This is a genomic window from Sphingobium sp. ba1, assembly GCF_000743655.1.
GTDB lineage: Bacteria > Pseudomonadota > Alphaproteobacteria > Sphingomonadales > Sphingomonadaceae > Sphingobium.
This window is the reverse complement of the sequence record NZ_JPPQ01000069.1, coordinates 2,862,929-2,873,315: the sequence shown is the minus strand read 5'-3', so window position 1 is coordinate 2,873,315 and position 10,387 is coordinate 2,862,929. Positions and strand designations below refer to the sequence as shown.

General features: G+C 59.4%; 18 protein-coding genes. 2 read left to right on the top strand and 16 right to left on the bottom strand.

Features of this window, described 5'->3' with window-relative positions; translation table 11 throughout:
- The 7 genes from IL54_RS25035 to IL54_RS17130 form a co-directional block, all read right to left on the bottom strand.
- On the bottom strand, positions 1–1,579 hold a 1,579-nt coding region (locus tag IL54_RS25035; RefSeq protein WP_193378876.1), incomplete at its 3' end, for a hypothetical protein.
- On the bottom strand, positions 1,572–1,958 hold the full coding sequence (locus IL54_RS17155) for a DUF6950 family protein (protein ID WP_156106248.1): 387 nt from the start codon (positions 1,956–1,958) through the stop codon (positions 1,572–1,574). The genes IL54_RS25035 and IL54_RS17155, both read right to left, overlap by 8 nt.
- A complete protein-coding gene (locus IL54_RS17150) occupies positions 1,951–2,514 on the bottom strand; it encodes a hypothetical protein (protein ID WP_037477219.1) in 564 nt (187 codons plus the stop codon). Before IL54_RS17150 ends, IL54_RS17155 begins: the two co-directional genes overlap by 8 nt.
- The gene (locus IL54_RS17145) at positions 2,514–4,601 is read right to left on the bottom strand and encodes a phage tail length tape measure family protein (RefSeq protein ID WP_052027738.1); all 2,088 of its coding nucleotides are present in this window, start codon (positions 4,599–4,601) and stop codon (positions 2,514–2,516) included. Before IL54_RS17145 ends, IL54_RS17150 begins: the two co-directional genes overlap by 1 nt.
- 169 nt (positions 4,602–4,770) lie before the next feature.
- On the bottom strand, positions 4,771–5,202 hold the full coding sequence (locus IL54_RS17140; protein ID WP_037477217.1) for a gene transfer agent family protein: 432 nt from the start codon (positions 5,200–5,202) through the stop codon (positions 4,771–4,773).
- Positions 5,202–5,654 (bottom strand): phage tail tube protein, encoded by a 453-nt coding sequence (locus tag IL54_RS17135; RefSeq protein ID WP_052027737.1) that lies wholly within the window; start codon positions 5,652–5,654, stop codon positions 5,202–5,204. The genes IL54_RS17140 and IL54_RS17135 overlap by 1 nt, the downstream gene beginning before the upstream one ends.
- A gap of 38 nt (positions 5,655–5,692) precedes the next feature.
- The gene (locus tag IL54_RS17130) at positions 5,693–5,989 is read right to left on the bottom strand and encodes a hypothetical protein (RefSeq protein WP_052027736.1); all 297 of its coding nucleotides are present in this window, start codon (positions 5,987–5,989) and stop codon (positions 5,693–5,695) included.
- Between the two features lie 26 nt (positions 5,990–6,015).
- Here IL54_RS17130 and IL54_RS17125 point away from each other — a divergent pair, with 26 nt between their 5' ends.
- On the top strand, positions 6,016–6,297 hold the full coding sequence (locus tag IL54_RS17125; RefSeq protein WP_037477214.1) for a hypothetical protein: 282 nt from the start codon (positions 6,016–6,018) through the stop codon (positions 6,295–6,297).
- Positions 6,298–6,559: 262 nt separating this feature from the next.
- On the opposite strand, the gene IL54_RS17120 is transcribed toward IL54_RS17125, so the two are convergent.
- From IL54_RS17120 to IL54_RS23725, 3 genes are all read right to left on the bottom strand, one after another.
- Positions 6,560–6,874: a hypothetical protein gene (locus IL54_RS17120; protein ID WP_037477211.1), complete on the bottom strand. Its 315-nt coding sequence runs from the start codon at positions 6,872–6,874 to the stop codon at positions 6,560–6,562.
- A 179-nt stretch (positions 6,875–7,053) separates the two neighbouring features.
- Positions 7,054–7,752 (bottom strand): Rha family transcriptional regulator, encoded by a 699-nt coding sequence (locus IL54_RS17115; RefSeq protein WP_037477208.1) that lies wholly within the window; start codon positions 7,750–7,752, stop codon positions 7,054–7,056.
- Positions 7,753–7,789: 37 nt separating this feature from the next.
- On the bottom strand, positions 7,790–7,951 hold the full coding sequence (locus tag IL54_RS23725; RefSeq protein WP_081912946.1) for an Arc family DNA-binding protein: 162 nt from the start codon (positions 7,949–7,951) through the stop codon (positions 7,790–7,792).
- A 105-nt stretch (positions 7,952–8,056) separates the two neighbouring features.
- Between IL54_RS23725 and IL54_RS17110 the strand changes: the two genes are divergently transcribed.
- Complete coding sequence (locus tag IL54_RS17110; protein WP_052027735.1) at positions 8,057–8,341, top strand: Arc family DNA-binding protein; 285 nt, start codon at positions 8,057–8,059, stop codon at positions 8,339–8,341.
- Here the strand turns inward: IL54_RS17110 and gp17 are convergent.
- The 6 genes from gp17 to IL54_RS25960 form a co-directional block, all read right to left on the bottom strand.
- On the bottom strand, positions 8,331–8,786 hold the full coding sequence (gp17, locus tag IL54_RS25965) for a tail completion protein gp17 (protein ID WP_076605527.1): 456 nt from the start codon (positions 8,784–8,786) through the stop codon (positions 8,331–8,333). The genes IL54_RS17110 and gp17 overlap by 11 nt on opposite strands.
- Entirely contained in the window at positions 8,779–9,198 is a 420-nt protein-coding gene (locus IL54_RS17105; RefSeq protein WP_037477205.1) for an HK97-gp10 family putative phage morphogenesis protein, read from the bottom strand. Before IL54_RS17105 ends, gp17 begins: the two co-directional genes overlap by 8 nt.
- Positions 9,198–9,578 (bottom strand): hypothetical protein, encoded by a 381-nt coding sequence (locus IL54_RS17100; RefSeq protein ID WP_156106247.1) that lies wholly within the window; start codon positions 9,576–9,578, stop codon positions 9,198–9,200. Before IL54_RS17100 ends, IL54_RS17105 begins: the two co-directional genes overlap by 1 nt.
- A gap of 5 nt (positions 9,579–9,583) precedes the next feature.
- Positions 9,584–9,967, bottom strand: a complete 384-nt coding sequence (locus IL54_RS17095; RefSeq protein ID WP_037477199.1) for a DUF4054 domain-containing protein — start codon at positions 9,965–9,967, stop codon at positions 9,584–9,586.
- 3 nt (positions 9,968–9,970) lie between these two features.
- Positions 9,971–10,171 carry a hypothetical protein gene (locus tag IL54_RS17090; RefSeq protein ID WP_037477197.1) on the bottom strand — a complete coding sequence of 67 codons (201 nt, stop codon included), beginning with the start codon at positions 10,169–10,171 and terminating at the stop codon, positions 9,971–9,973.
- A 73-nt stretch (positions 10,172–10,244) separates the two neighbouring features.
- Complete coding sequence (locus tag IL54_RS25960) at positions 10,245–10,382, bottom strand: major capsid family protein (RefSeq protein WP_443211339.1); 138 nt, start codon at positions 10,380–10,382, stop codon at positions 10,245–10,247.
- Between the last annotated feature and the right edge of the window lie 5 nt (positions 10,383–10,387).

The following is a 10,387-nucleotide window of genomic DNA, read 5'->3' as shown; positions in this document are numbered from 1 at the left end:
CTGTGGTGATGGTGGGGGCGGGGAGGGGGGTGGGGGCAATGCGGTCGCCTACAGCTGCCGGGTCGCCTTCCTCGGTCGCAGCATTCCATGCATACATCGCGGGATTGACCGCCACCCATGTAAAAGTGACGCCGCCCGTCATAAGGTTGCGTGTCAGGGCTGTTATTTCGGCGGGGCCATCGAAAAAGACCCGGCCCGCGTCCTCTATCAGCAAATTGATGAAGCGCTGACCACGAACGTTCCGGCCAGCAACATTCGTGGTGATGGTCCCGCTGTAATGCGAGTTCGTCCGCGCCATCTTGATTTTGGCAAGCGCGCGCACCTGGCCCCATGATGGCACTTGCGGGTCAAAGTTTCCGCTGAGAACCTGCCCGCGTGCGGAAATGTCGCTTTCATCACGCCATGCGTCCGTCTCAACGCTGCTATAGTCATGCTCGGCAGAGATGTAGGAACAAACGATTTCGTTGATGGCCTTGTCGTCGTCCACGCCGACGCCATTCCAGTCGTAGGATGTTATTTCAGCCGGGCCGATGGTGACGGTCGGATCGTAATACTCGCCCGCATAGATCACTAGAGCGCCGTCCGATCGGGGGGCGATCCAGCCGTCGAAGGTCGAAAGAAGCCCTGCCTTTACGGTGCCATGCGGGTCTGTGTGCTTGTGGCTCAGCCACGAGCGATAGCGCGGCTCTGTGCCACCACCTTTGAGCGCGCGGGCCTGATCACAGACATCAGCCGCCGCGCGCCAGTATGCGATGGTCGGCGCGATCTTGGTCGCATAGTCAACCCCCTCGCGCACGATCATGTAGTGCATCAACTGGCGAACGCCATTTTCCGTCCAGGTCCATCCCGCCTCGTCGGTAGGGTCTGCGTGATATGGGTCTGGACACAGTTGCCATTCCGCAACCATGCTTGGAACCGGCACCTGATTTGGATAGGTCTCAAGAAATTTCTTGGACTTCACTGGCTTAGAGAGCTGCGCCAGCATGACAACGCCATCGCCGCGATGATTCGGGTCCCAATCAGGGATCAGCGCTGAAACCGCAGAAAATGCGGTGCCGGGGTTGCTCCCATTGGTCCAGTAGAGCGAGATGGCTGCATTCTGATAGCGCTTGTCGGCACCCGTATTTACCGTATTTCCCGACAGCGTGACGGCATCATCATTCAAATAGAAGCCGATGAGCGCATTCATTTTGCCATCGTGGACCGCCCCAACATCGACGGCTGTTCCGTTGCTGGCGGTTTCATAAAGCGCATAGGCAAAATACAGCCGCCCTTTGCCGTAGGACGAAACGCGAGGTGGACGCGGTGTCTTGATGGCCGTGACTGCGGTGTCCGGTTTGGGGAGTGACGGCCCAAGCCCAAGCAACGACGCACCCGCTTGAAGCCCGTATGCGACGCTGCCGAGGGTAAGGGCGGCTACAGCCGTGCTGGCGATGCCGTATGCGGCAAAACCGCTGATACCCAATCCCGCCGTCAAGCCGCTGAATAACGCGCCGCTGATCGCCTGACCGACGCCGGGGATGACGTTGATACCTACCGCAAAGCCTACGGCGATGATGCTGCCCAGCGTTTTACCCATGTCGCCACACCGCCAGCACATCGTCGGGCGCGAAAGATGCGGCAGCCCACCCGCGCGCGGATCGGACGGCCCATCGCTTGCCGGTATAGATTGCGCCCGCTGCGTGGCCCCACATCTGAACCACGCCGACATCGCCTATGTCAGGCTCACAGTAATCAGGTTCGCCCAAGCCTTCGATCCAGAGGGGGAGTAGGCCGCCAGCCTCATCGATCAGCGCCGCGCACCCGGTTTCATCCTTATATGCGCCGCGCCATTTGGCCATCGGGTCACCCCTGCCGCACAGGATGAGCCAATCGGCAGGGAATGTGCAGCAGTCCGCCGCGCCCCACACCCAAGGCTTTCCGCCGACCTCTGCGAGATATCCACCCAGGTCAGGCATCGGACGGCCCAAAGCGTCGGCTTGTCCCGGCGCTGATTCCTGCGACGTGCGAGAAAATCGCGTCGGTCGGGCTGCGGCGACGCTGGTCGGCATCAGTAAAAAATGCGTTCGGCGCGCGCGCGCGGGTGCTGTCACCTGCGACAATGGTCAACGAAATGGACCGCGTGATTGAATTGCCATCGGATGCCGGACGACTGATTGACAGGCTGCGCGCCTCGAATGTCGCTTCCCACTCGACGCCAATAAGCTGCCACGCCTCATCGAAATCAGCGCGCCCGATATCTACCCGCGCGCCGCGAACCGATGGGGCGTCGTCCAGTGCAAGGCGCACGGTTTCTTCGCTCACGCCTGATACGGTGAACTCCAGACGCTCCGCAGTGCCGTTCATCAACTGCTGGAAATCCGGCACGCTGACCAACTCGCCGCCACCAATGGCAATCGCATCCTCCGGCACCACAATGTCGGCGGGGATAAGCAACGGGCCGAGGCCGCTATGAAGCAGCGCAGGCGGATCACAATCAATGCGGACAACAATGGATTCCCGATAGAAGGCCATCAGGTGCCGTCCTGCTGATATTGGGCGATGCGCTGCGGCACGGCCTTGATGATGCCTTGGCCCATTCCCGCCGCTGCCTGCTGCGCCTGCTGCGCCGATACCGAGAGGATTTGGCGCGCAAAGCCATCGGGGTTGACACTATTGCGGGCGTCCACTTGCACGGTTTGATGCACGATGGTCTGGCGCGGGGTGGCGCTGGCCGAGATGTTGGGCGCGGCTGATATGGCCGCTATGGCCCTGCCGTTACCGCTCCCCAACGCGCGCAAGTTTTCAGTGCCGACCTTCTTGACGGTGTCAGCATCAACCACCCACTCGCCCTTGTGGACCACGCCAGCGACCTTGCCACGCGGGCCGTCGCCTGTGTAGCCGCCACCCTCAAAGCCGAGAACTGACCGCGTTGCTGTTGCCAGCAAAGAGCCTATATCCCCGCCTCCCGAACCGGATGGAGCGCCACCCGGTGATAGCTTTGCCACCGCCCACCGGGCTATCATCTCTGCCAGGATGCGAAGGCCTATCGTTTTGAAGTCCTGCCAAATCGCGTCTGTGCCGCCCCGGAAGCCATCTTCAAAAATGGTGGCCAGCGTCCGAATTTGCGATTCTTGCTTTTGCCGGAAATCGTCGGCTATGCGCTGGTTAGCCTCTCGTTCTTGCTCCACCCGCTGATCAATGTCTTTGCGGACGCGGGAGCCATCCATGTCCTGCGCAGTAAAGCCTACATCGATCCAGCGCTGCTCCTGCTGCTTCCACATAGAATCAGCGACCGCCTTGGCCTGCTCGCGGGCAAGGGACAGTTTGTAGGTCAGTGCGTCGGTAGCGGTTATCAGGCCTTCGAAACGAAGTTTGTCGATGTCAGCCATTGCTCGGCCAGTTTCGAGCGCGATGGCCCGCAGAGGGTCATATTTGCTGACAACCCTTTCTAACGTCTGCTGCAACTCGCGTTGCGCTTGGGCTTCCTCGCGAGCCTCTTTCGCGGCCTCCCTCGACGCTTTAGCGGCGTCACGCTTCGCTTGGGTGCCTGCCTTGCGAGCATCGCTTTCCCGCTTTTGGATAGCCTCCTGTTCGGCAGTAAGCTGGTTTTCGATCCGGGTGCGGCCAGCGAGGTAAGCAGATTCATCGCCCGTGCGCCGGAATTCATCGCGCAGCCTGCCCAATGCCTCTTGATGGCGAAGTGCAGATGCGGCGGAAGCGTCCGATGACGCCAAGGCCTTCACGTCCAACAGCGGGACACGGGCCTCTACGACCGCCTTTGTCGCGTCAACCAACCCCTGAGTTGCGACTTTTTCGCGCTCGACTGCCTTGGTTAGCGCTTCTGTAGCCCTGCCGCGCGCCAAGCTCTGGCCAAATCCACTCGATCCGCCCACCGTGCCGCCCTGCACAAAATTGGAAGGATCAGCGACGCTTTGCGCTATCCTCCGAGCCGAGGCGGCATCGGTTATTTCCTTACGGAGGTTCTGAATATTCTGCTGGCGTATAGCCTGCGCGGCGGCAAGAGCGCTCTGCGCAACCTGCAATTGAGTCTGGTTCTGTTGCGCCAGTTGCTTGCTGAGCTTGGCGCTGGCATCAGCCGCGCCATATAGGCTCGTCTCAAAGATTTTCTGAGCGTCGGCGGCCATGCGCGCTTTGGCTGCGTTCGCCTCCAGTTTGGCGGTCAGGCCTTCAACGGTGTCACCGCCTTCGAGAACTTTCCCGGCCAAGACGCCTATGACCGAGCCTGCGGCCAACAGCGCCGCGCCCCACGGTCCCGTGAAAAAAGCCGCTACTTTCCCAGCGCGCCCGCCCATGTCGGTCAGGGCATCTGCAACCTGAGGGGCTTGCTGCGCCAGCACCATGAAAGGGGACGAGCCACTTGCGAGTGATGCGCCCACATCCGCGAACTGCCTGCCCAAATTGCGCGTGCCGTTGGACATTAGGGCTGTTTTGTCCACAACGACAACTGAGGCCTGCCTGATCGCAGCTTCCGCCTTTGAGGCTGATCGTTCCACTGCCGTCATCGCACGATCAGCGGCAGCGGCATGCTGTTGCAGCGAACGATCCGCGCTACCGGTCTGGGCTTCTATGCGAAGGACAACAGATTCAGGATTTGCCATCAGTTCAGTCCTGCGCCAGCGATAGCCTTGAGCCTCGCTGTGTCAGGCTCCAGCTTTTGGTCTGAGTGAACACGGTTCCAGTTCCAGATCGTGGTGAGGTATTCCCGCCACGACATCTCGCGCCAATCGCGGCCCATGACGGCGCAATTTGCGATTACCTCGCCGATGTCTATTCCGTCGCCTGTTCGGATGCCGGGTCGCTGCCCGGCTCCGCTTTTGGGGGGGTGTAGCCCTCCACGCGAGCCATAAGGATGGCTGCTGCGAGCGCCCAGCTTTCCTTGAGCGGAGCAGATTGGCAATAGTTCTCTACCAGCCTGCGGGCAGTTATGGCGCTAACCGCCACATCCTTCCCGTCAACATGGCCAGCGCCGCCACCGATTAATCCGAGCCGGATTGTCTCCCACAAGTCCTCTGCAAAAGCCTCGCCCGCCTCAGTGATCGCAACTGGCACATCTTCAATGAAGCCGCGCCCCTTCATGACCCGACCGTAGAGCGCGAAGACGCCGACCTTGCGCTTTTCCTGCAATTCCGCGAGTTGCGGCAGTTTCAGGTCAAACAGGTAGGTGCCGTCTGCGAAGTCCAGTTCGACCGCAGTTTGCATCAGGCCTCTGCCACCCAATCGAGATCGCCCTCGCCCGCGAGTGCAAGCTCCAGTGTTGCGAACCCATCGGCGACGGTTCCGATATTGCGCGCCGTCATGACAGCCTGACCGGAAAAGGTGCCCATTGGAACGCCAGCGGGCGTGTCAGGATCGGTGGTATCGAGCGGGACGATTTCCCAGTTGCGATGCTTGCCCAACGCAGCCTTGAGAAGCGCGAACTGATCGACGTTCGCCATTCCGTTACCAGAGATGTCCCAGGTGACGCCGGTGACACGCAGGCGACGGCGTGGGGGCGTGGCAGGGGCCGCGCAGTCGCGTACATAACGATCGCTTGTCTGCGCGCTCTCATTGATTCCGGTGGTTTCGAGGCCGCAAACGATCACGAAGTTTTCAGGGGTGGCACCATCGCCCAATTTGAGCTGGGCAAAATCGAACGTGGTTGGCAGGCTCATTTACATCTCCAGCGTATTTTGCTGGAGACTAAACCCCGTCACTCGTCTGGTTTATAACCCTCAGACTTCTTGGCGATGAACGCCGTTCGCTCGACAATCTGCCGACGCCGCCAATCGGCATCTATTTCGGATTGCGGGCGGGCTGCGGCATAGAGGGGTAGGCAGTTCAGTGCGCGCGCAGCTTCATCGTCGCCAGCAGCATCTAGGCTGGATGCTGCTGCAAAAACATCGTCAATGTCCATCTTGCCCGTGCGGATAAGTTGGACCACAAGGGCGCTAAGCATTCGTTCTGCTATTTCATCGGCCATCACATGTAGATAGGCCGGGCGGTGCATTGCGGCAACTTAATTGGAGATCGACTTTGAGCCTCGTCAGAACGGTCAAGTTTCACGGCGCTATTGTGGTCAATGGCGAAGAAAAGGGCGTGGCCGAGACCTCTTTGAATTTATTTAACGATGGGCGTCGCAAATGGGCGGATGGCCAAATTACTGGCGACCCAGATGACCTCGAAGCGGCCTTTGGCGCGGGGGGATTTACACTCCGGCTCGAAAATGGCGTAGAGATTGACTTGATCATGTCGAGACTGAATGGACGCGCCACAAGTGCATCGGTCAAGGCCAGTGGCGCGGTCCCCGGTCTATGAAATGGATAGCGTTAGCGATATTAGCGCTAGGCCCAGGGTGCGCCAAACAGTCCGACGAAGCAAAGCGACAATACGACATGATAGAACGCGCAGGTGGGCAGCCTAGCGAACTCTGTGAAGCATCAAAAAAGATCGCAGATGCCTATCTCAAAGAAGGAAATGAAAAAGACTTTCGCCTCTACAAGTCGGGAAGTGACGCTAGATGCATGAATGTCCGACTAAGATCACAAATGTAGGGTAGCCCTTTCAGGCCACCCCACACTCACCCAAGCGCCGGGATATTGTCAGCCTTCATCCAAACATCCTGCGGGCCGATAGAGAAAAACTCCCCATCCGGCCGCTGGAACAGCAGGATAGGATGCGCGGGCGTGTCCAGCGTCACGATGCTGTAGATCCATTCCGGCTTCATCCCCGCAGACTTCGAATTGAAAACTGCCTTGGGGGCGTTCGGCGCGATGATGGCCAGACCGGCCTCGAACCGGTCCCACGGGTCCAGCGTTGCGGCCTGCGTGACAACCGGGATGGCAGCGGCGGACAGCGCCACCATGCCGCGCAGGAAGTTGCGACGATCGTTCATGACGCCCTCCCGGCAGCAGCGGAGGGGAAGGGCGGTAGATCGTTGTCGTTCGCAATGATGAGGCGGCGCTTTCCTTGGCGCGCGCGGAAGGCTATGACGTTCGAAGCCATGGCGATCACTCCTATTGATCGTTGAGGGTTAGGAACGGCGCGGGTCTCGTACACCCGCGCCGTTCTGCGTTAGTGGGCCGTGAAAAGCTGATGCAGCTTCGCAAGCCCCTTGCCGGTAATGAGCGCCGTGACGCTCCGCTGGAGGCCTTTTTCAGGATGCTCCCAACTGCCGATCTTCACGTCCATGATCCCGGCGTTGATCTTGTCCTGATATGGCTCGTTCAGCCGCGTCATCCAACCCTTCTCGCGCAGGAAGGCAGCGAGCCGGTTTCGTCCGGTTCCAAGTATCTTCGCCGCCTGCCCCAGCGGGATCGCGTCTGGCGCAGTTGCTACCTGCTCCGCGAATGCCACCTTGGGCGCGTCCTCCGCGACGCGGGTTTGCAACGCGATCACCTTCTCGACATTTTCGAGCAAGAGGGAGCGAAGGACAGACGTGTCGTTCAGCATCGCGTGTGGCGAACGGCGATCCTCTAGCATTTGCCAGCGGTCGATGATCTTGGCCCGCATGTTCACGTCATAGCCAGAGACGAGGATCAGGCTTTCGCGTTTGGGAAGGTTGAAGCAGGGGTATTCCTGCCCATTTTGCTCGTTGCGGTAGGTGCCCCCAAATTTGGGGAGACCCTCTTCGCCATACAGTTCGACCAGCATGACGCGTATATCCCGCATTACATGGTCGTGGCGCTTGCCGGTCAGTTCCGCAATCTCGCGGCTGCTCATGGTCTGGGGCTGGCCATCGCCTCCAAAAGACCCTATGGTCATATCGTTCATTGGGTTGGTTCCTTTTGATCAGGCGTCGGGTAGAGGCTCAATTCTGACCCGACGCCACTTTCTCTGCGGCCAAGCCGCTTTCCAACATTGTGACGATCTGCGCGTTCATCGAGCGGCGGCGCTCTTCGGCCAGTCGCTTTAATCCCTGCTTGAGATTATCGGGCATACGCAGCCCAAAAGGCGGTATCTCTCTGCTCATAACATCTCCTATTGAACCACCGTGGTTCCACCATGGATAAACCACGGTGGTTCATTGATGTCAACACCATCGTGGTCCATATGCGGAATAAATTCGGAGAGACTCATGCACGCAAGCGACGCACAGATGAAAATTCGGCTTCCTGCCGAATTACGGGATGGTATCGTGGTGGCCGCAGAAGCAAACAAACGTTCACTGAACGCGGAAATCGTCGCCCGCCTGGAGCGATCGTTCGACCACGCCGCCCAATCAGATTATGATCAGCGGATGATGCTCGTTGAGATTGTGTCTGAGCAGGTTGCCAAAGTGGAAAAAGAAATGATGCTGCGTATGGAAAAAGCGATCCAAGGTTTGAGCGAACCTGAACAGCGAGAGCATTCTAAGAAATAACCCGCACCCTAAAATCCTGCACCGTATGCCAAGCGTCATCTTCCGCGCCGTCACGCATCAGCCGTGAGCCGCGCCAATTCACGATGCCATAGGCGCTAGCGTCGCCGTCGATCGCAATCCGAATACCACCCAGCACCTTGGCAATGGCTGGTCCGATCTTTGCGGCCCTATCCTCGGCTGATTCTATTATTGCCTTGCGGGGATCGTTACCGACATACCTGGGCTTAGCGAAACCGTGAACCGATACCGTCAATATTGAGCCATCGACGCAGGATGCACGCATTGGTTCCACGGATGGAACGCCGTATCGTATGAAGGGCCATTGGGGATTCCGCGCCGTTCCTGGATAGATTTGCGACGCCGGGACAATGGACGTTAGCAGTTCATCAGACTTGAGCGCCGTTAATATTGCCCGCCTAACTGGTAGAGTGTGATCCTTAGCCATTGGTCTTTGCCCTCTTTACCGCGCGGGCTACAGCGGCATCAATCGTTGCAGCAATCAACTTGCGATTCTTGGCTAGCGCAGGCCTCATGAAAGGCCGCTCCTCAATGCGTGACGTCCCGTATTCCAAAGCAGCCGAATACGGGGCGTTAGACGAAACTTCGACCCGCAATTCCCCGACACTGACTGTCTCAATATTGTTGGCCAGCGTACCAGTGTCGTTGCTGGGAGCCTCACCAGGGCGTGAGGCGACGTGCCCTTTCCCGCTGACAGCGCCGGAGGTGATTGATATCTGGGCATCGACCTGAACAGCCTCCCCAAGTGCAAACATGACTTTCCCGACCTCTTGGACAGCGCCCGGCCCGATCTGCTTTATCATGCGCGTGTATTTGTCGCGGCCTGCCATCTTCGCCATCACGCCTTCCGCCCCATCAAATCCCATCCGGCCGCAACCGTGTCCCGCCCAACCTGATCGATCATCCACACGCCCGCAAATGGCCCGGCCAGAATTTCAATCGTGTCATCGGTATTGATCCCACCATCCAAGGTCGCGGCCAGGACGATGATGCGGCGCGTCTGCTGGGTATATCCTTCGGTCGCGCGCATGGCTTCGGTTGCCTGATCGACCTGCGCCTTGCATGTGCGCCGGACGGGATCGCTTGCGCCGGGGATGATCGAGCCGCCGATGTCGTAGGCCGTATCCATGTCCGATTGCGTGATGATTTCAGCATCATAGAACGGCCCACCAAACGCAGCGTTGAAGGCCAGTCCGATGTCGGCGAAGGCGGCTGCCATGTCCATTATGATGGGCATCCGATCAAGTAGGGTCCGCCAAATAGCCGACGCTGGATCTGCGCAAGCTGCTGGCCGTAGGAGGTGGATTTGAGGTCGCCCTTGGCGCGGGCGGCAATCACGCTATCGGATAGCGTCGCGCTAAAGGTGGACGATTTGAACGATGTCGCCCCGGTCGCGATCAGCCCAGAAACTTCGTCCATGCCGATAGTTTGCAACGCCAGATAATGCGCCGTCATCAGTTCGGTCGCGCGTTGCTGGTAGCTGCCATAGCGGTCGGTGATGTCCGCCTCAGCGTCCGTTGCCCATGCAGCATAGGGCGGCTCGGTCAGCGTCGTGAAGGCGGTGTATTTCGCGGTGAAGTCGGCCAAGGAAAGGCGGGTGTATGGCATGGATCAGCCTTCCTTGTCGGAGGCTCGCGGCTTGGGCTGCGGTTTAGCGACCGGCTTTGACGCTTCCTCGATCGCGAACCAGTCCTTGACGCTTTCCGCTTCGTCCTTGGTCACGCCCTCAACGGTAGCGCCAGGCTCGATGATGCGCAGGACGCCATCGACATAGACGCCGCGCGGGCCGGTGGTGATGTTCTTCAATTTCATGTCATGCTCCTGTGAAAAGGGGCGGCAATCCGGTTCCCCGAACGCCGCCCCGCTTCCCCCGTTGAAAGGTGGGTTAGGCTACGATGCCATCCCGATAGCGAACCGCGCCCGGCAGGCGGACTTCGACGCCGCCCGTCTTGAAATAGCCGGGCACTTCGTAAATCATCGGCCCCGAACGCATGGGGTCGAGGAAGCGCAGCGGGACGGGCAGATGCA